Raw genomic sequence first — 19,641 nt, 5'->3', positions numbered from 1 at the left:
GCAACGATCCCGCGCGCACGTGCAACGTCGCGGCGTTGTGGCACGTCCGAGGCGTTCCTAGCGTGGGAGGACGACGGTGACACGGACGACGGGAGGCGCCACCGTGACCCTCACGACCCCGCCCCAGCACGCCGGCCCCGGGGAGGCGACCGCCCACCACGAGGCCCTGCTCGCGGCGCACTCGGCGCACAACTACGCGCCGCTGCCCGTCGTCCTCGCCCGCGGCAGCGGCGCCCGGGTCGTCGACGTCGAGGGGCGCAGCCACATCGACTGCCTCGCCGGCTACTCCGCCCTGAACTTCGGTCACGCCCATCCCGACCTGCTCGCGGCCGCCCACGCGCAGCTCGACCGGCTGACCCTCACCAGCCGCGCGTTCGGCAACGACCGGCTCGGCCTGTTCTGCGCCGAGCTGGCCGCACTCGTCGGCAAGGACATGGTGCTGCCGATGAACACCGGTGCCGAGGCCGTGGAGTCGGGGCTCAAGCTGGCCCGCAAGTGGGGCTACGAGGTGCGTGGCGTGCCCCGGGACCGGGCACGGATCGTCGTCGCGGCCCGGGCGTTCCACGGCCGGACGATCAGCATCGTCGGCTTCTCCACCGACCCCGAGGCGCGCGACGGGTTCGGCCCGTTCCCCGGCGGCTTCGACGTCGTGGAGTACGGCGACGCCGCTGCGCTGCGCGCGGTGATCGGCCCCGACACGGTCGCGGTGATGATCGAGCCGGTGCAGGGCGAGGCGGGCGTGGTCGTGCCGCCGCCCGGCTACCTGGCCGAGGTCCGGGCGGCGTGCACCGAGGCCGGGATCCTGTTCGTGGCCGACGAGGTCCAGTCTGGGCTGGGCCGGACCGGTCACGTCCTCGCGACCCGTGGTCTGGGCGGGGTCGACGCCGACGTGTACCTGCTGGGCAAGGCGCTCGGTGGGGGCATCCTGCCGGTGTCCGCGGTCGTCGCGGACGCGGCCGTCATGCGGGTCCTGCGGCCGGGTCAGCACGGGAGCACCTTCGGCGGGAACCCGCTCGCGGCGGCGGTCGGCCGGGCCGTGATCGGCCTTCTGGAGGAGGGCTCGTTGCTCCGGCGAGCCGTCACCCTCGGTCACTTATTGAGCACTGAACTGGACATGCTCGTGGGTCGCGGTGTCGTCACGTTCCGTCACGCCGGGCTGTGGGCGGGTGTCGACATCGACCCGGAGCTCGGGTCGGGACGCGACGTCTGCGAACGGATGTGCGCCCGCGGCGTGCTGGTGAAGGACACCCACGGCGCGACCGTCCGGTTGTCCCCGCCGCTGGTGATCTCCGAGGCCGACCTGCGCACCGCCGTCCGCGTCCTCGGCGAGGTGCTCGCGGACATGCGTCGGGACCGATCGCGCCGGGCCTGAGCGCGCCGGGCCCGAGCTCGCCGGGCCTGAGCGCGCAGGGCGGTCAGCGGGCGGGGCGGTCCGGCGCGAGCACGCCCAGCGCCAGTCCCGCGACGAGCCGGGTGAGCGCCTCGACGGTCTCGGTCGGGTGCAGCGCGATCCGGGCCAGCAGGACGTCGACGAGGATCGGGCACACGGTGGCCGCCGGTGGGTCGGGCCGCAGCTCGCCGGCGGCCTGGGCGCGTTCGACCAGGTCGTGCAGGACGTCGGCGACCGGGGCGATGGTGCGGGGGTCCTGCTCGTCCTCGGGGTCGGGCGGGGCCTCGACACGCACCGCGTAGTCCTGGGCCGCGGCCCAGTAGGCGCTGGTCAGGCCGCGGTTGCGGACGCAGACACGTGCCAGCGCCCGGATCTGCTCCACCAGCAGGGTGGCGGAGTCGGGAGCGGTGGCGTCGTCGCCGTTCGCGGCGCGGGCGTGCTCCGTGGCGACCAGCGGCGCGATCAGGGGCGCGTAGACCGCGGCGATCAGCGCGTGCTTGGCCGGGAAGTGGTTGTACGCCGTCGCCGGGCTCACCCCCGCGGTCGCGGCGACGTCCTCGATCCGGGTCCGGGCCCAGCCGCGCGCGGTGAACGCCGCGTCGGCCGCCTCGAGCAGCGCCCGGCGCGTTCGGTTGCGCTTCGTGGCCGCGGCGCGGGCACGCGGATCCGACGAATGGGGTTTTCGGGGCGGACTCATTGCACCCAGCGTAACCAAATGGGGCCCAATTACCCTTGACCCCAAATCGACATTCACCCAGAATACTGAGCTGTAGGTGAAAGGTGAACGACACGCCCTCGCAGGGCACAGCGGGACGTGTCGCGCCGAACGGGGGAGGCCTCGCTCGCCGGCGGTCGGGGGACCGCGGTGTGTGGACCGGTCTGTCGGGACGTCCTTCGCGCACGACGGGTGCGTCGACCCCTGCCGCGGGTCGGAGCCCGGACGCAGAGTCGCGCCGGCGGAGAAGCCGGCGCGGTCCGGTGCAGGGAGGGGACCCCCATGATCGACCTCACGCGCGCGGCCGCGCCGGCCGCACCACCGCGATGACCACCGCAGCGGCCGCGCCACGGACGCTCCGCGATACCGACCTGCTCGACCCCGCCACGTTCGACCCGGTGATCCCGGCGCCCCGCCTCCCGGAGCCCGGCCCGGTCGCCGTCGTCCCCGCCGTCGTCCCCGCCGTCGGCGCCCTGCACGACGCCCCCGACGATGTCCCGGACGGGATCACCGACGACGAGCCCAACGGGCCGGCCGAGCTGATCGAGGCGCTCGTCGGCGACGCCGTCGCCGGCGACGCCCGGGCCCGGGACGCGCTCCTGTCGGTCATCCACCCGATGGTGCTGCGCTACTGCCGCGCCCGCCTGGGACGCCAGGAGTGCGTCGTCGGCGCGGCGGAGGACGTCGCCCAGGACGTCTGCCTCGCCGTCGTCCGCGCGCTGCCCAACTACACGGTCAAGGGACTGTCGTTCCGCGCCTTCGTCTACGGCATCGCCGCGCACAAGGTCACCGACGCGTTCCGGGCCATCGGCCGCAACCGGTCCGAGCCGATGCCGGACGTGCCGGACTCGGTGTCGGGCGCCGAGGGGCCCGAGCACCGCGCCCTCGCCGTCGAACTGGGTGAACGGCTCGGCGAGCTGCTGCACACCCTCACCCCGCGCCAGCGCGAGGTGATCGTGCTGCGCGTCGCCGTGGGCCTGTCGGCCGAGGAGGCCGCGCACGCCGTGGGCTCCACGCCGGGCGCCGTCCGCGTCACCCAGCACCGCGCGCTCACCCGCCTGCGCCAGGTCCTCGTCGAGCACGAGGCCGCCGCGCTGCTCGCCGACCCGCCGCCGGGCGGCGCCGTCGCCGCGGCCGCCGGGGACGACGTGGGCGACACCGCCGCGGACGGGTACCGCGACCCCCGGGTCGGCTGAGGCCGGACCCGGTCGGGGAGTAGCCTGGCGACGATCACCCACCATCGTCACCGGGCCTTCGTCGTCCGGGTCAGGAGGACACGTGTCGGCTGGTCAGATCGCCGCGCTGATCGCCGCCGGCGCGTTCGTCGTGCTGGTCCTGCTGGCGGCGGTGCCGCTGCTGAAACTGGGCCGCACGCTCGACGAGGCCACCGTCGCGATCCGCAAGGCCCACGAGGGCAGCGCCCCGCTGCTGTCCGACGCGCACACCACGCTGAACCAGGTCAACACCCAGCTCGAACGTGTCGACGGGATCACCGCGGGCGCCCGTACCGTCACCGCCAACGTGTCGGTGCTGTCGTCGCTGTTCACCGCGACCCTGGGCGGCCCGCTGGTGCGCGCCGCCGCGTTCTCCTACGGGGTCAACAGGGCGATCAAGGCCCGGCGCGCAGGCAAGGCCGCCGCCGGGATCCGGAAGGGCCGCAAGTGAAGCGGCTGTTCTGGCTCGGGGTCGGCGTCGCGGCGGGCGTGTACGGCAGCCGACGCGCCACCCGCGCGGCGCAGAGCCTGACCCCCGCCGGGATGGGCGCCAACATCGCCGACGGGCTGCGCGAGCTCGGCGCCGGCCTCGGGGCGTTCGGGGCCGAGGTCCGCGCCGGCATGGAGTCGCGCGAGCAGGAGCTGGCCGACATGGTCGAGCGCCGCACCGGCCAGACCGTCCCCACCTTCGCCGACGCCGTCGCCGAGGACCCCGCGCTGCGCCCGCAGCGAGCGCGCCGGGCAGGTCGCTGACCCGCCCCGGCCCTCGCGCCCGCCCGATCACGGCCCCCGACCGCACCACGCAGAGAGCTGTTCCCGTGCAGACCCATGAGATCGCCCGCCGCTTCACCGACCACTTCACCAGCGCGGGCCACACCCGCGTCGCCAGCGCGTCGCTGATCCTCGACGACCCGACCCTGCTGTTCGTCAACGCCGGCATGGTCCAGTTCAAGCCCTACTTCCTCGGCGACGCACCGGCCCCCTACCCGCGCGCGACGTCGATCCAGAAGTGCGTGCGCACCGGCGACATCGACGAGGTCGGCCGCACCACGCGGCACAACACGTTCTTCCAGATGGCCGGGAACTTCTCCTTCGGCGACTACTTCAAGGAAGGCGCCATCGAGCACGCGTGGCGCCTCATCACGTCGTCCACCTCCGACGGCGGGTACGGCCTCGACCCCGACCGCATCTGGGTCACGGTCTTCCACGACGACGACGAGGCCGCCGCGCTGTGGCAGCGCCTCGCCGGGATCCCGGCCGAGCGCATCCAGCGCCGCGGCATGGCCGACAACTACTGGTCGATGGGCGTCGCCGGGCCCTGCGGGCCGTGCTCGGAGATCTACTACGACCGCGGCCCCGAGTTCGGCCGCGAGGGCGGCCCGGTCGTGGACGAGGACCGCTACCTGGAGATCTGGAACCTGGTCTTCATGGAGAAGGAGCGCGCCGCCGGCGGGACCAAGGACGACTTCCCGATCATCGGCGAGCTCCCCGCGAAGAACATCGACACCGGCATGGGGATCGAACGGGTCGCCTACCTGCTGCAGGGCGTCGACAACGTCTACGAGACCGACCTGGTCCGCCCGGTGATCACCCGCGCCGAGGAGCTGTCGGGCCGTCGCTACGGCGCCACCCCGGAGGACGACGTCCGGTTCCGCGTGATCGCCGACCACGCCCGGTCCGGCGTCATGATCATCGGCGACGGTGTCACCCCGTCCAACGACGGGCGTGGCTACGTCCTGCGCAGGCTGCTGCGCCGCATCGTGCGCTCGTCGCGGCTGCTCGGGGTGCAGGAGCCGGTCCTCGGCTCGTTCGCCGAGGTCGTCCGCGACGAGATGGCCCCCTCCTACCCGGAGCTCGTCACCGACTTCGAGCGGATCTCCGCCGTCGTGCGCGCCGAGGAGGAGGCGTTCCTGCAGACACTGACCGCCGGCTCGCGCATCTTCGACGTCGCCGTCGCCGACACCCGCAAGGCGGGCGGCTCGACCCTCGCCGGGGACAAGGCGTTCCAGCTGCACGACACCTACGGCTTCCCGATCGACCTGACGCTGGAGATGGCCGCCGAGGCCGGGCTGGCGGTCGACCAGGACCGCTTCACCGCGCTCATGGCCGAGCAGCGCGACCGCGCCAAGGCCGACGCCAAGGCCCGCAAGACCGGCCACCACGACGGCTCGGTCTACCGCCCGCTGCTCGACGCCCACGGCACCACGACGTTCCTCGGCTACACCGACCTCGCCGCCGAGGGCACCGTCGTCGGCCTCGTCGTCGACGGCGCCGCCGCCCCCGCCGCGTCCGAGGGACAGCAGGTCGAGGTCGTCCTCGACCGCACCCCGTTCTACGCCGAGTCCGGCGGCCAGCAGGCCGACCACGGTGTGCTGCGCGCCGGCTCCGCGATCGTCCGCGTCGACGACGTGCAGTCCCCGGTCGCGGGCCTGCGCGTGCACCGCGGCACCGTCGAGGCCGGCACGATCGCCGTCGACGACACCGTCGTCGCCGAGGTCGACGTCGCCCGCCGCGCGTCGATCTCGCGGGCGCACACCGCCACGCACCTGGTCCACGCGGGGGTGCGCGGCGCGCTCGGCACCGCCGCCGCGCAGGCCGGCTCGCTCAACGCGCCCGGCCGGCTGCGGTTCGACTTCACCTCCCCGACCGGTGCCGTGCCCGCCGCGGCACTCGCCGAGATCGAGGAGGAGGTCAACACGGTCCTGCAGCAGAACCGCGAGGTCGAGACGTACGAGACCTCCATGGACGAGGCCCGCACCCTCGGCGCCATGATGCTGTTCGGCGAGAAGTACGGCGACCGGGTCCGCGTCGTGGACATGGGCGACTACTCCCGCGAGCTGTGCGGCGGCACGCACGTCGCCCGCACCGGCGAGCTGGGCATCGTCAAGGTGCTCTCGGAGGCCTCCATCGGTTCCGGGGTGCGCCGCGTCGAGGCGCTCGTCGGCAACGACGCGCTGCGCCAGGTCTCCACCGAGCACCTGCTGCTCTCCCAGATCTCCGACCAGCTCAAGGCCCGCCCCGACGAGCTGCCCGATCGCATCGCCGCGCTCGTCGAGCGGCTGCGCACCGCCGAGCGCGACCTCGAGAAGCACCGCGCCGACGCCGCGCTCGGTGCCGCGGGCGCGCTTGCCGACAGCGCCGAGGACGTCGCCGGCATCGCGCTCGTCGCGGTCGCCGCGCCCGCCGGGGTCAGCGGCAACGACCTGCGCGCCCTGGCCTCCGACGTCCGCGGCCGCCTCGGCGACCGCCCCGGCGTCGTCGCCCTCTTCGGTGCCGACGACGACAAGGTGTCCTTCGTCGTGGCGACCACCGCGGCCGCCCGCGACCGCGGCCTCGCCGCCGGCAAGCTCATCCCGTCGTTCGCCGCGGCCGTGGGCGGCCGCGGCGGCGGCAAGCCCGACCTCGCCCAGGGCGGCGGGCAGAACCCCGCCGGCATCCCCGACGCGATCGTCGCGCTGCGCACCGCACTCGCGAACGCGTGACCGCACCCGGACGGGGCCGGCGGCTCGGGATCGACGTCGGCGCCGTCCGGGTCGGTGTCGCGCTGTCGGACCCCGACTGCCTGCTCGCGACGCCGCTGGTCACCGTCGCCCGCGACGTCCGCGAACCCGGCGACCGCACCGGGTCCGACCTGCGTGAGATCGCCGCGCTCGTCACCGAGCACGACGTCGTGCAGGTGGTCGTCGGCCTGCCCCGCACCCTCGCGGGCACCGAAGGTCCCGCGGCGCGGACGGCCCGCGCGTTCGCCGACGACCTCGTCGCGGTCCTCGACGTCCCCGTCGAGCTGGTCGACGAGAGGCTCACCACGGTCGTCGCCACCCGGCAGCTGCGCGAGCGCGGGGTGAAGGGCAAGCGGCAGCGCGCCGTCGTCGACCAGGCCGCGGCCGTCGCGATCCTGCAGGGCTGGCTCGACGCCCGCGGCCGGTGAACAGAGCCGGTTCGTCGGGTTCGCGCCCGCTGTCCCGGCGAGCCCGGAGGCGACCCCGTCCGGCGCGCAGGCGCCGTCGGTATTGTCGGGCCTCGTGACCACGCCTGTCCGCCCCCGCCGCCCCGGTCGTACCCGGTGACCGACGGGATGGACGGCCGCGACGACGGGCGCCCGGTCCGGCGGACGCCGGCGCGGGGCGACCGTGACCCGTGGCGCGACGACGCAGGCTGGGCACCGCCCCCGGCGCCGCGCCGGGCCGGCCCGCGCGGGGAGGACCGGCGCACCCCCGGGCCGGGCGAACCCTCCCGGCACGCCTCGCGCGCCGGCGACGCCGACCCGGGCGGTCGTGGCGCGGTCCCGCCGTCGGGCCGCCGCCGACGCCCCGACAACGAGACCGACCAGCGCACCGACCGGGTGCCGGCCGTCCGGCGCCGCCGCCCCGACGAGCCCGCGCCGCCCCGCGCCGCCGGGCACCGCCGCGGCGCCGGCGCGCCGCGCGACCCGAGCCGTCCCCGCCCGGCCGCCGCTCCCGTCCCGCCGCCGGACGCGGTCGCCGAGACCGTCCGCGCGCGTAGCGTCCGCCCCCGCCACACCAGCGACGACACCGCACCGCGGGCCGCCGCGACCGAACACGACGACCCCTACGACGCCTACGACGCACCCGTCCGGTCCTCCCGGTCCGGCTCCGCGGGCGACGACGACACCCACCGCGCCGCCACCCCCGCCGCGTCGTCCCCGGCCGGCCCGCCCCCCGGTGACGACCGGGCCGGACCCCGCCGCACCGCGGGCACGTCCGCGCGGACCGCCCGCCGCGAGGCCGTCATCCGCAGACGACGCCGCATCGGCGTCCTCGCGCTCGCCGTCGTCGTGCTCCTCGGCGTCGTCGGCGGCGGCGCCTACGTCCTCGGCTCCTCGTTCTTCGACGCGGACTACGACGGCCCCGGCACCGGCGACGTCATCGTCCAGGTCGTCGCCGGGGACTCGACCAGCCAGATCGGGCAGATGCTCACCCGCCGCGGCGTCGTCGCGAGCTCCGGGGCGTTCACCGGCGCCGCCGCCGACGACTCCCGGATCCTCGCCGTCCAGCCGGGCTACTACCAGATGAGCGGGCAGATGTCGGCCGAGTCCGCCGTGGCCCGCCTCGTCGACCCCGCCGCCCGCGTCGGCCGCCTCGAGGTCCGCGGCGGCACCCAGCTCGACGACACCCGCTCACCCGACGGCGCCACCGCCCCCGGCGTGCTCAGCCTCATCTCCCAGGCCAGCTGCGGGCAGATCGACGGGCAGCGCCGCTGCGTCAGCGCCGACGACCTGCGCTCCACCATGGAGAAGACCGACCCCGGCGAGCTCGGTGCGCCCAGCTGGGCACTCGAGGACATCCGCAAGGCCGAACCGGCGCGCCGCTTCGAAGGCCTCGTCTCCCCGGGCATCTACGACATCGCCCCCGGCACCGCCGCCCCCGACGTGTGGCGCGAGCTGCTCGCCGCGTCCGTGCCCCGGCTGGAGGCCGCCGGCCTCGGCGACGCGCCCGCCCGCACCGGCGTCACCCCCTACCAGGCGCTGATCATCTCCTCCCTCGTCGAGAAGGAGGGCATCACGCCCGACATGCCGCGGGTGGCCCGCGTCGTCTACAACCGGCTCGCCGTGAACCAGCGCCTCGAGCTCGACTCGATGGTCAACTACCCGCTCGACGTGCAGGCCCTGCGCACCACGGCGGAGGCCCGCGCCCGCGTCGGCCCCTACAACTCCTACGCCGTCACCGGCCTGCCCCCGACCCCCATCGCAGCCGCCGGCAAGGCCGCCATGGCCGCCGCGCTCGGACCGGAGCCCGGGCCGTGGCTGTTCTTCGTACGGTGCAAGCCCGACGGGACCTCCTGCTTCGGCACGACACTCGCCGAGCACCAGGCCAACATCCGGCAGGCGATCGCCGACGGCGCCATCTGAGGTGTCCGAGGCACCGGACGAGCCCGCCGGATCGTCACTCGTCGTGCGGGCCGAGGTCGACCACGGCCTCGCCGAGCTCGTCTCCGACCCCGACCGGCCCTCGTCGTGGACGCTGCTCGTCGACGGCACCGCCCAGTCCCACGTCGACCTCGACGACCCGACCCACCTGGAGTTCGAGTACCTGCGGCGCCTCGGGCACGTCGTCGACGTCCTCGCCCCGCCCGGCGCCCCGCTGCGGGTCGCCCACCTCGGTGGCGGCGCCTGGACACTGGCCCGCTACGTCGCCGCCACCCGGCCCGGGTCGCCCCAGACCGTCGTCGAGCTCGACGGCGCGCTGGCCGACCTCGTCCGCACCCGCCTCCCCGCCGACGACACCCTGCTCGACCTGCGCATCGGCGACGCCCGCGCCATGGCCCTCGACCTGGCCCCCGGGGCCGTCGACCTGGTCGTCGTCGACGTGTTCGCCGGCGCCCGCATCCCGGCGCACCTGACGTCGGTCGAGTTCGCGACGCTCGTCGCCCGCGCGCTGGCCCCCGACGGGGTGCTCGCGGTGAACCTCGCCGACGGCGGGCCGCTCGACTTCGCCCGGGGGCAGGTCGCCACCGCCGCCGCCGTGTTCGGCCACCGTGCCGTCGTGGCCGCCGCCGACGTCTGGCACGGGCGCCGCTTCGGCAACCTCGTCCTGCTCGCCTCGCCCGCCGAGCTGCCGCTCGCCGACCTCGCCCGCGCCTGCGCGGCCGACCCGTTCCCGTCGGCGGTGCGCCACGGCGCCGAGCTGCGGCGGTTCGCCCGGACCGCGGCCGTCGTCACCGACCGGACGGCGACACCGTCTCCCGTGCCACCGGCCGGGTTCTTCGGCCGGCCCGCCGAGCCGTCACCCGGTTCCGGCTGACGCCCGACCCGGTCGCGCCGCCGGCGACCGGCCGCCGGCCGCCGCCGACCGGGCTGCCGGCCGCGGGGCGCGGGCCGCCGGCCGCGGGCCGCGGGGCGCGGGGCGCCGGCCGCGGGGCGCGGGGCGCGGGGCGCGGGGCGCCGGCCGCGGGGCGCGGGGCGCCGGGCGCGGGGCGCCGGGCGCCCGGCGCGGGCGCGGGCGCGGGTGCACCGAGCGTGTCACCAGCGCGCCCGCCCGGCGCTGGTGACACGCTCGCGGGCCGGACCGCGCGCGAACGTGTCGTCAGCGCGAGGGGGCAGCACTCGTCACACGTTCGTCGGCGGGGGATCGCGGCTCGACGCGGCGGGCGACGGCGGCCCGGTCCGCGGTGCGACGGGGGAGCGACGGTCCCGCCCGGTGCGGGCTGTCCCCATGCCGCGACATTGTCCACAGGCGACGCCGCGCGGGCCCCGGTCGCGGCGAACACGTCGATCATCGACGTCATGGGGACTTACGGGACGGGAGTCCAGGGTGCGTTGCCGGTGCTGCTCGCCGCACCGGCCGGGGCCGCCGCCGGGCCGTGGCTGCGCGCGGCGATCGTGCGCCACACCGTGGCCGCCCCGGGTGCGCGCAGGTCCGGGTGCGCCTGCTGCGCGGCGCCCCTCGGCGCGCCGTCCGTGTCGGGACGCGCTCGCTGCTGCGGGCAACCGGTCGGACCGCCCGCGTGGTCGGTGGAGCTCGTCGCCGCGCTGGGCTGCGGGGTCGTCGTGGCCGCCCGGGCCGGGCCGGCGGCCGTGCTCGGGTGCTGGGTCGTGCTGTGCGGGATCGTGCTCGTCGCCGTCGACGCCGCCGTGCACCGGCTGCCCGCCCCGCTCACCGCCACGACCGCCGCCGGCGCGGGGACGGCGCTGTTGCTCACCGCAGGACACGATCCCGCCGCGGCGGTCCGGGCCGTCGTCGCGGGCGTGGTGGCGGCAGGCGTGCTGGTGGTGCTGCGGGCCGTGACCCGGGGCGGTATCGGCGGCGGCGACTGCGCGCTCGCCCCGGGACTCGGCGCGGCGGTCGGGCGCGACGGCTGGGCCGCGCTCGTCCTCGCCGGTGTCACGACGACCGTCCTGGGCGCCGTGCACGCCGTCGCCGCGGCGGTGGTGGCAGGCCGGGCCCGTGGTGTGGAGGTGCCGTTCGGGCCCGCGATGGTCGGCGGCGCGCTGGCCGTGGTCGCCGGCGCCGGGCCGCCGGGCTGACCCCGCGCGCGGGCAGTGCCGACCGCGGCGTGAGTGCAGGTGGACGGGTGAGAGGATGGTCGGCGTGTTGCGTTGGATCACCGCAGGGGAGTCGCACGGTCCGGCCCTGGTCGCCGTGCTCGAAGGCATGGTCGCTGGCGTCGAGGTCACGTCCAAGGAGATCGCGGCCGAACTGGCCCGGCGCCGCCTCGGCTACGGCCGTGGCGCCCGGATGAAGTTCGAGGCCGACGAGCTCGAGATCATCGGCGGTATCCGCCACGGCCTCACGCAGGGCGGCCCGGTCGCGGTGCGCATCGGCAACACCGAGTGGCCCAAGTGGGAGACGGTCATGGCCGCCGACCCGGTCGACCCGGAGCTGATCGCCAACCGGGCCCGCAACGCGCCGCTGACCCGGCCGCGTCCCGGCCACGCCGACCTGTCCGGCATGACGAAGTTCGGCTTCGACGACGCCCGCCCGGTCCTGGAGCGCGCCAGCGCGCGGGAGACGGCGTCGCGCGTCGTGCTCGGCACGGTCGCGAAGGCGTTCCTCAAGCAGGCCTTCGGCGTCGACATCGTGTCCCACGTCGTGGCGCTCGGGGCCGCCGAGGCGCCCGACGACGTCGTCCCCGGCCCGAACGACCTGGAGAAGGTCGACGCCAACCCCGTCCGCGCGGTCGACCCCGCCGCGGCCGAGGCCATGGTCGCCGAGGTCGACGCCGCGCAGGTCGACGGCGACACCCTCGGCGGGGTCGTCGAGGTCATCGCCTACGGCATGCCCGTCGGTGTCGGCTCCTACGTGCACTCCGACCGGCGCCTCGACGCGAAGCTCGCCGCGGCCCTGATGGGGATCCAGGCGATGAAGGGTGTGGAGATCGGCGACGGTTTCCGCACCGCCCGGCGCCGCGGCAGCGTCGCGCACGACGAGATGGTCCCGGGCGCCCCGGTCGACCGGCTCAGCAACCGCGCCGGCGGCATCGAGGGCGGCATGACCAACGGCGAGCCCGTCCGGGTCCGCGTCGCGATGAAGCCGATCTCCACCGTCCCGCGGGCGTTGCGCACCGTCGACGTCGCGACCGGCGAACCGGCCCAGGCCATCCACCAGCGTTCCGATGTCTGCGCGGTGCCCGCGGCCGGTGTGGTCGCCGAGGCGATGGTGGCCCTCGTGCTGGCCGACGCGGCGCTGGAGAAGTTCGGCGGCGACTCGATCGCCGAGACGGTTCGCAACCTGCGCTCCTACGAGCAGGCGGCGCCGACCTTCGGGGCGCAGGGGTGAGCGAGGACCGGCCGGTCCTCGTCCTCGTCGGGCCGCCCGGGTCCGGCAAGAGCACCGTCGGCAAGGTGATGGCCCGCCGGCTGGGCGTCGCGTTCACCGACGCCGACGCGCTGGTCGAGGAGCGCGCCGGCAAGGCGATCTCCGACATCTTCACCCAGGACGGCGAGCCCGCGTTCCGGGCGTTGGAACGCGAGGTCGTCGCCGAGGCACTCGGCCGTGACTGCGGCGTCCTCGCGCTCGGCGGGGGTGCCGTGCTGGCGCCGGAGACCCGGCAGGCCCTGCGCGGGCACCGGGTCGTCGCGCTCACCGTGTCGCTGGCCGACGGGATGCGCCGCACCGGGATGTCCACCGCGCGGCCGCTGCTGGCCGGGGTGAACCCGCGGGCCACCTTCAAGGCGCTGCTCGACGCCCGGGCCCCGCTGTACGCGGAGGTCGCGACGGTCACGGTCGACACCGCGAAGCGCAGCGCCAACCAGGTCGCCACCGCGGTGCTGGCCGCGCTCGGGGAGGACGCCCCCGAACCGGAACCGGTCGCCGGCGACCCGCTCGACCAGCCCACCCCGCACGACGGCGTCGCCCTGCCGGACCCGTTCGTCCGCGACCCGTCGGGGCCCTGAGCCCCGCGCACCCGGGGGTGTCCCGGAGCGCGCCACCGTACGACCCCTGGAGGACCCCGTGACCACCGCCGAACCCGTCCGGATCCGCGTCGCGGCCGAGCGGCCCTACGACGTCGTGGTGGGTCGCGGCGTGCGGGCGATGCTTCCCGAGGTCGTGGCCAGGACCGGTGCGCGCGCGGTGGTGCTGGTCCACCAGCCGCCGCTGGCCGACGAGGCCGAGGAGGTCCGCCGCAGCCTGGAGGCCGCCGGGCTCGACGCGCACCGCGTCGAGGTCCCCGACGCCGAGGAGGGCAAGGCGCTCGCGGTCGCCGGCTACTGCTGGGAGGTGTGCGGCACCGTCGGGCTGACCCGTCGCGACGTCGTCGTCGGGTTCGGTGGCGGCGCGGTCACCGACCTCGCCGGTTTCGTGGCCGCCACCTGGATGCGCGGCGTGAACGTCGTCCATGTGCCGACGACGCTGCTCGCGATGGTCGATGCGGCCGTCGGCGGGAAGACGGGCATCAACACGGGGGCGGGCAAGAACCTCGTCGGGGCGTTCCACGAGCCGGCCGCGGTGCTGGTCGACCTCGCGACGCTGGAGACCCTGCCGCCGGCGGAGCTCGCCGCGGGGATGGCGGAGGTCGTGAAGGCGGGCTTCATCGTCGACCCCGTCATCCTCGACCTCGTGGAGAAGGACCCGGCGGCGGCACTCGACCCGCGAGGCGGGGTGCTGCCCGAGCTGGTGGAGCGGGCGATCCGGGTGAAGGCCGACGTCGTGGGCGCGGACCTGCGCGAGTCGCACCTGCGCGAGATCCTCAACTACGGCCACACCCTCGGGCACGCCGTCGAGCGCCGTGAGGAGTACACGTGGCGCCACGGCGCGGCGGTCAGCGTCGGGATGGTGTTCGCCGCCGAGCTCGCCCGGGCGGCCGGCCGCCTCGACGACGCGACGGTGGAGCGCCACCGCAGCGTCCTCACCTCGATCGGCCTGCCGACCACCTACGAGCCGGGTGTCCTGCCCGAGCTCGTCGCGACGATGGCGGGTGACAAGAAGGCCCGCGCCGGGATGCTGCGGTTCGTCGTGCTGGACGGTCTCGCGAAGCCGGGCCGCCTCGAGGGTCCGGCGCCGGCGCTGATCGAGCGGGCCTACGCCGCGATCAGCGGGGCGTGAGGGCGTGCGGCCGTTCGGGGCGCGCCGCGACCGCCTCCGCACGCTGCTGGCCGGTGCCGGCGTGGACGCGTTGCTGGTCACCGACCTGGTCGACGTCCGGTACCTGACGGGCTTCACCGGTTCCAACGCGGCGTTGCTGCTCGCGGCCGACGGCGACGGGCGCACCCGGTTCTGCACCGACGGCCGTTACGTGACGCAGGCGGCCGAGGAGGTCCCGGACCTGGAGACGGTCGTCGACCGCGGCAGCGCCCTCGCCCTGGCGCGGCTTGCGCCGGCGTCGGGGGTGGCGCGTCTGGGGTTCGAGTCCGACGTGGTGACCGTCGACGGGTTCACCGCGATCGACGAGGCGTCCGCCGGGGTCGAGCTCGTCCGCACCCCGGGGCTGACCGCCGGGCTGCGTGCGGTGAAGGACGACGTGGAGGTCGCGGCGCTGCGCACGGCCTGCGCGGTGGCCGACGCCGCGCTGGCCGACCTGGTCGCCGCGGGTGGGATCGCGGCCGGCCGGACCGAGCGGGAGGTCGCGCTCGACCTGGACAACAGGATGCGCGGCCATGGTGCGAGCGCCCCGGCGTTCGAGACGATCATGGCGGCGGGCGCGCACTCGGCGATCCCGCACCACCGCCCGACCGACGCCGCGCTGCGCCGCGGCGACCTCGTGAAGATCGACTTCGGGGCGCTCGTCGACGGCTACCACTCCGACACCACGCGCACGTTCGTCATCGGGCCGGCCGCCGGCTGGCAGCGCGACCTGCACGACCTGGTCGCGCGGGCCCAACGCGCGGGCTGCGCCGCGCTCGCGCCCGGTACGGCCGTGGCGACCGTCGATGCGGCGGCACGCGACGTCGTGGTCGCGGCGGGGCTGGGGGAGCGGTTCGTGCACGGCCTCGGCCACGGTGTCGGCCTGCAGATCCACGAGGCGCCGTGGCTGTCGTCGGGCGGGGCGGGCGAGCTGGTCGCAGGCATGGTCGTGACCGTGGAGCCCGGCGTCTACCTGGAGGGCCGGGGCGGGGTACGGATCGAGGACACCCTCGCGGTGCTCGACGCCGGAAGCCGCCCGCTCACGCTTGCGCCGCACGGGCTCGTGGAGGTCTGACCGGGCCGCCACGGGCGGGGACCCGGCGCCCACCAGGGCCGTCGCGTCCGGACGCCCGGTGCGGGGCTATCCTGGTTCCCGGCATTCGCGGCGGCGTCGATCGGCGGTCCGCCCGGGGCCCGGTTCCGGCCGGGCCCGTCCTTCCGGCAGCACGGTGTTCGTCGCTCGCCCCCGCTTCGACCGTAGGAGTCATCCGCACGTGGCCTCGACCAACGACCTCAAGAACGGCTTGGTGCTCAACCTGGACGGCCAGCTGTGGTCGGTCACGGCGTTCCAGCACGTCAAGCCGGGCAAGGGCGGCGCGTTCGTCCGCACGACGCTGAAGAACGTCATGACGGGCAAGGTCGTCGACAAGACCTTCAACGCCGGCACCAAGGTCGACACGGCGACGGTCGACCGTCGCGACATGACCTTCCTGTACCGCGACGGCGCCGACTTCGTGTTCATGGACGGCGACACCTACGACCAGATCCCGATCCCGGAGCCCACGGTCGGCACCGCGGCCGGGTACCTGCTGGAGAACCAGACGGCGATGGTCGCGCTGCACGACGGCGTCCCGCTGTACGTGGAGCTGCCGACGTCGGTCGAGCTGGTCATCTCCCACACCGACCCGGGTCTGCAGGGCGACCGGTCCACCGGTGGCACGAAGCCGGCCACGCTGGAGACGGGCGCGGAGATCCAGGTCCCGTTGTTCGTGACCACGGGCGAGAAGGTCAAGGTCGACACCCGCGACGGCCGCTACCTCGGCCGCGTCAGCGCCTGACGTGAGGGCCCGCACCAAGGCACGCAAACGCGCGCTCGACATCCTGTTCGAGTCCGAGGCGCGTGGGGACGACCCGCTGCAGGTGTTGCGCGACCGTCGGGAGACCGCCGACGCGCCGCCGGTCTCGGACTACGCGGCGCTGCTGGTGCAGGGCGTCGTCGAGCACCGCGACCGGATCGACCAGCTGCTCGCCGAGCACGCGGAGGGCTGGACCGTGGCGCGGATGCCGGCGGTCGACCGGACGTTGCTGCGGATCGGTGTGTTCGAGCTGCTGTGGGTCGACGAGATCGACGACCCGGTGGCGATCACCGAGGCCGTCGAGCTGGCGCGGACGTTGTCGACCGACGACTCGCCGCGGTTCCTCAACGGTGTCCTCGGCCGGATCGCCGACATCGCCGAGCAGCTGCGCGCCGCGCGCTGAGGGTCGGCCCGGCCCGGTCGGGGGCGCCGTGCGTCACGGGCGCCCGCGGGGGCCGTCGCGCTGGTAGCGTCTGCGCCGGCGCGCCAGGGCGCCGCCGGGTCCGCGGGCAGGGCCGAGCCCACCTGGGTGGTTCCCGGCGTGGATGCGTGTCCGCACACCCTCCTCCCGAACCCCCGGTACGCGGACCCCGGCGGGTGAGAGGAGGGCGTCGTGCCCACCCCTGTTCCGCTTCCGCAGGATCCTGATCCGGGTCAGCTGCGCCGTCGTGCGCGTGAGCTGAGCCGCGCCGGCCGTGCCGGTGACGCCGGGGCGCTGGAGCTGGTCGCGCGCTGGGCGCCGGACCGGGCGGGTGGTGACGTCCCGCTGAACCTCGCCCAGCTGGTGCTGGCCCGGATGCACGGTTTCGACGGGTGGCCGCCGCTGGTCCGCCACGTGGAGACGGTGCTGCGCTGGACCTGGGTACCGCCCACCGGCGACGGGCCCATGGGCGCCGATCCGGTCGACGACTTCCTGTCGCTCGCGTGCCTGCGCTACGACGGTGACGACCCGGTCCGCGCGCAGCGGGCCGCAGCGCTGCTCGCCGCGCACCCGGGGGTCGGGGCGGCGTCGGTGCACGCGGCCGCGGCGACCGCCGACGTCGAGGCGCTCGCCCGGCTGGCCGGTCCGGGCACGGTGGACGCCGAGGGCGGGCCGAACCGGTGGCCGCCGTTGATGTACCTGGCCTACGCCCGCCACGACCCGGGCATCGACGTGGCGGCGGTGGTGGAGGCCGCGACGATCCTGCTCGACCGTGGTGCCGATCCGGATGCGGGCCGGCTCTGGCACGGGTTGCCGTCGCCGTTCACGGTGCTGACCGGCGTGTTCGGGGAGGGCGAGGGTGGGCCCGTCGCGCAGCCGCGGCACCCGGCCGAGCAGCCGCTGGCGCGGCTGCTGCTCGAACGGGGCGCCGACCCGAACGACGCGCAGACGCTCTACAACCGCATGTTCGGTGCCGACGACTCGCACCTGGAGCTGTTGTTCGCCCACGGCCTGGGCAGCGGGGACGGCGGGGTGTGGCGTGCGCGGCTCGGGCACGCCATGCCCACGCCCGCGGCGATGCTGGCCGACCAGCTCGACTGGGCGGTGCTGCACGGGATGGTGGCGCGGGTGGAGCTGTTGGCGCGCAACGGCGTCGCGATCCGTGGCGGCCGTTGGCTGGCGGCGACGTCGGTCGCGGGGACGGCGGCCCGGCTCGGGTACCCGGAGATCGTCGAGGTGCTCGTCGCGCACGGTGCGGCGCGCCCGGAGCTGACGCCCGTCGAGGCCCTCCTGGCCGCCGCCCTGTCCGGGGACGCGGCGGCGGTGGCGGCCGCGCCGGACGACCTGCGTGCGCAGGTCGTCGCCGACCGCGCCGGTGTCATCGTCGTCGCGGCTGCCGACGGGCGGCGCCGCGGGGTGGAGCTCCTGCTGGACCTGGGGGTCCCGGTGGACACCCGGGGCCGCGGTGACGCGGCCGGCGGTGAGCGGTGGCACACCGCCCTGCACGAGGCGGCGTTCCGCGGTGACGAGGCGATGGCGACGCTGCTGCTCGACCGTGGCGCCGACCCGGCGGTGCGCGACGCCCGCTTCGACGCGACGCCGGCGGGCTGGGCCGCGCACGCCGGGCACACCCGGCTCGCGGCCGTCCTGGCCGGGCGGGAGAAGGGGGCCGGCCCGCGGGGCCCGATGTGAGGAGCGTGGCGACCCGGGCCCGGACCCGTGGACGTGACCAGGCGGACAACGCGGCGGTGCGCCACGGGGATAGCGTGTGACCCGGGCCGGCGCGAGGACGGGCAGCCTGCCACCGGGCGGTCCCGGTGGGCCCCGACCGACCCCGGAGTCCCTGTTGCGCATCGCGATCCTGCCCCTTGCGCTGGGCACGTTCGCCATCGGCCTCACCGAGTTCGCCGTGATGGGTCTGCTGCCGCAGATCGCGCAGGGCCTGGACGTGTCGGTGCCGGCGGCGGGCACGCTGGTCACCGCGTACGCGATCGGCGTCGTGGTCGGGGCCCCGTTGTTGACCGCGCTGAGCCTGCGCCTGCCGCGTCGACTGATGCTGATGCTGTTCATGGGGATGTTCGCGCTGGGCAACGCCCTCGCCGCGGTCGCCCCGTCGTTCGGGGTGCTGGTCGCGTTGCGGTTCCTCACCGGTCTGCCGCACGGGGCGTTCTTCGGGGTCGCGTCCCTGGTGGCGGCGTCGCTGGTGCCGCAGGCGCGGCGGGCGCGGGCGATCGCGGCGGTGTTCCTCGGGCTGACGGTGTCGAACCTGCTCGGGGTGCCCGCGGCGACGGCGTTGGGGTCGGTCGTGGGCTGGCGGATCGCGTTCGCGGTGATCGTCGTCGTCGCGCTGGCGTCGGTCGCCGGTATCGCGGTCCTGGTGCCGCGCATCGCCGTCGGTACCCCGGCCCGGCTCCGCTCGGAGCTGGCGGTGTTCACCCAGCCCGCGGTGCTGCTCGTGCTGGGCATGATCGTGCTCGGCTGCGGCGGGCTGTTCGCGTTCTACAGCTACATCGCGCCGGTGATGACGGGCCTGGCCGGGTTCGGCACGGGTGCGGTCCCGATCCTGCTCGGCGTGTTCGGCCTGGGCATGACTCTCGGGACGGTGCTCGGCGGGCGGCTCGCCGACCGGGTCGACCCGCGCCGGGTGATGGTCGCGCTGCTCGCGGCGCAGGCGGTCCTGCTGGCGGTCGCGGTCGTGGCGCTGCACACGCGGTGGCTCGCGGCGCTCGTGGTGTTCGGCGTCGGGCTGCTCGGGCTGGCCCTGATCCCGGCGGTGCAGTCGGTCGTGCTCGACGCGGCGCGTGAGGCGCCGGTGCTGGCGTCGGCGGCGATCCACTCCGCGTTCAACGTCGCGAACGCGATCGGCGCGGCGCTGGGTGGGATGGTGCTGGCGGCGGGGTTCGGGCTGGGCGCGCCGTCGGCGGTGGGGGCGGTCCTGGCGGCGGTGGGCGCGTTGCTCGCACTGGTGTCGTTGCGCGTCAGCGCTCGTCGCCGCGCCGCAGCCGTCGTGTGACCGCCGCTGAC

17 protein-coding genes and 1 pseudogene are annotated in these 19,641 nt (G+C 75.9%); 17 read left to right on the top strand and 1 reads right to left on the bottom strand.

Translation table 11 applies throughout. The features are described 5' to 3' along the window. Nucleotides 1–103 precede the first annotated feature (103 nt). On the top strand, nucleotides 104–1,372 hold the full coding sequence (rocD, locus tag AB7F12_RS03420) for an ornithine--oxo-acid transaminase (protein ID WP_428501854.1): 1,269 nt from the start codon (nucleotides 104–106) through the stop codon (nucleotides 1,370–1,372). A gap of 43 nt (nucleotides 1,373–1,415) precedes the next feature. Here rocD and AB7F12_RS03415 read toward each other — a convergent pair whose 3' ends face one another. Next, the gene (locus AB7F12_RS03415) at nucleotides 1,416–2,087 is read right to left on the bottom strand and encodes a TetR/AcrR family transcriptional regulator (RefSeq protein ID WP_428501853.1); all 672 of its coding nucleotides are present in this window, start codon (nucleotides 2,085–2,087) and stop codon (nucleotides 1,416–1,418) included. Nucleotides 2,088–2,644: 557 nt separating this feature from the next. Here AB7F12_RS03415 and shbA point away from each other — a divergent pair. The 16 genes and pseudogenes from shbA to AB7F12_RS03335 all read left to right on the top strand — a co-directional run. Next, a pseudogene (shbA, locus tag AB7F12_RS03410) lies at nucleotides 2,645–3,190 on the top strand (RNA polymerase sigma factor ShbA); the annotation flags it as partial. 193 nt (nucleotides 3,191–3,383) lie between these two features. Beyond that, a complete protein-coding gene (locus tag AB7F12_RS03405; RefSeq protein ID WP_428501852.1) occupies nucleotides 3,384–3,770 on the top strand; it encodes a DUF948 domain-containing protein in 387 nt (128 codons plus the stop codon). Then, nucleotides 3,767–4,072: a hypothetical protein gene (locus AB7F12_RS03400; RefSeq protein WP_428501851.1), complete on the top strand. Its 306-nt coding sequence runs from the start codon at nucleotides 3,767–3,769 to the stop codon at nucleotides 4,070–4,072. The genes AB7F12_RS03405 and AB7F12_RS03400 overlap by 4 nt, the downstream gene beginning before the upstream one ends. Nucleotides 4,073–4,137: 65 nt before the next feature. Then, on the top strand, nucleotides 4,138–6,801 hold the full coding sequence (alaS, locus tag AB7F12_RS03395; protein ID WP_428516255.1) for an alanine--tRNA ligase: 2,664 nt from the start codon (nucleotides 4,138–4,140) through the stop codon (nucleotides 6,799–6,801). After that, a complete protein-coding gene (gene ruvX, locus AB7F12_RS03390) occupies nucleotides 6,798–7,247 on the top strand; it encodes a Holliday junction resolvase RuvX (RefSeq protein ID WP_428502679.1) in 450 nt (149 codons plus the stop codon). Before alaS ends, ruvX begins: the two co-directional genes overlap by 4 nt. 135 nt (nucleotides 7,248–7,382) lie before the next feature. Next, nucleotides 7,383–9,188, top strand: a complete 1,806-nt coding sequence (locus AB7F12_RS03385; protein ID WP_428502681.1) for an endolytic transglycosylase MltG — start codon at nucleotides 7,383–7,385, stop codon at nucleotides 9,186–9,188. Between the two features lies 1 nt (nucleotide 9,189). Further along, nucleotides 9,190–10,080, top strand: a complete 891-nt coding sequence (locus AB7F12_RS03380) for a spermidine synthase (RefSeq protein ID WP_428502682.1) — start codon at nucleotides 9,190–9,192, stop codon at nucleotides 10,078–10,080. 482 nt (nucleotides 10,081–10,562) lie between these two features. Further along, nucleotides 10,563–11,303 carry a prepilin peptidase gene (locus AB7F12_RS03375; protein WP_428516257.1) on the top strand — a complete coding sequence of 247 codons (741 nt, stop codon included), beginning with the start codon at nucleotides 10,563–10,565 and terminating at the stop codon, nucleotides 11,301–11,303. 64 nt (nucleotides 11,304–11,367) lie between these two features. Continuing rightward, nucleotides 11,368–12,555 (top strand): chorismate synthase, encoded by a 1,188-nt coding sequence (aroC, locus tag AB7F12_RS03370; protein ID WP_428496677.1) that lies wholly within the window; start codon nucleotides 11,368–11,370, stop codon nucleotides 12,553–12,555. Next, nucleotides 12,552–13,172: a shikimate kinase gene (locus tag AB7F12_RS03365; RefSeq protein WP_428496676.1), complete on the top strand. Its 621-nt coding sequence runs from the start codon at nucleotides 12,552–12,554 to the stop codon at nucleotides 13,170–13,172. Before aroC ends, AB7F12_RS03365 begins: the two co-directional genes overlap by 4 nt. A 58-nt stretch (nucleotides 13,173–13,230) precedes the next feature. Continuing rightward, complete coding sequence (gene aroB, locus AB7F12_RS03360; protein ID WP_428496675.1) at nucleotides 13,231–14,322, top strand: 3-dehydroquinate synthase; 1,092 nt, start codon at nucleotides 13,231–13,233, stop codon at nucleotides 14,320–14,322. A gap of 4 nt (nucleotides 14,323–14,326) precedes the next feature. Next, on the top strand, nucleotides 14,327–15,415 hold the full coding sequence (locus AB7F12_RS03355) for a M24 family metallopeptidase (protein WP_428496674.1): 1,089 nt from the start codon (nucleotides 14,327–14,329) through the stop codon (nucleotides 15,413–15,415). Nucleotides 15,416–15,614: 199 nt separating this feature from the next. Beyond that, nucleotides 15,615–16,178: an elongation factor P gene (efp, locus tag AB7F12_RS03350; RefSeq protein ID WP_428496673.1), complete on the top strand. Its 564-nt coding sequence runs from the start codon at nucleotides 15,615–15,617 to the stop codon at nucleotides 16,176–16,178. A gap of 1 nt (nucleotide 16,179) precedes the next feature. After that, on the top strand, nucleotides 16,180–16,599 hold the full coding sequence (gene nusB / locus AB7F12_RS03345; protein ID WP_428496672.1) for a transcription antitermination factor NusB: 420 nt from the start codon (nucleotides 16,180–16,182) through the stop codon (nucleotides 16,597–16,599). Between the two features lie 210 nt (nucleotides 16,600–16,809). After that, the gene (locus AB7F12_RS03340) at nucleotides 16,810–18,309 is read left to right on the top strand and encodes an ankyrin repeat domain-containing protein (RefSeq protein WP_428496671.1); all 1,500 of its coding nucleotides are present in this window, start codon (nucleotides 16,810–16,812) and stop codon (nucleotides 18,307–18,309) included. Nucleotides 18,310–18,463: 154 nt separating this feature from the next. After that, nucleotides 18,464–19,630: an MFS transporter gene (locus tag AB7F12_RS03335; protein ID WP_428496670.1), complete on the top strand. Its 1,167-nt coding sequence runs from the start codon at nucleotides 18,464–18,466 to the stop codon at nucleotides 19,628–19,630. Nucleotides 19,631–19,641: the final 11 nt, after the last annotated feature.

The organism is Pseudonocardia sp. (assembly GCF_050250275.1).
Lineage (GTDB): Bacteria > Actinomycetota > Actinomycetes > Mycobacteriales > Pseudonocardiaceae > Pseudonocardia.
The sequence above is the reverse complement of the archived record's forward strand: the minus strand, read 5'-3'. Positions and strand labels throughout refer to the sequence as shown.

What these genes read in the sequence shown, in the direction of transcription:
- AB7F12_RS03375 (WP_428516257.1), top strand. Translation starts at nt 10,563, where the DNA reads ATGGGGACTTACGGGACGGGAGTCCAGGGTGCGTTGCCGGTGCTGCTC.
- AB7F12_RS03415 (WP_428501853.1), bottom strand. Translation starts at nt 2,087, where the DNA reads ATGAGTCCGCCCCGAAAACCCCATTCGTCGGATCCGCGTGCCCGCGCC.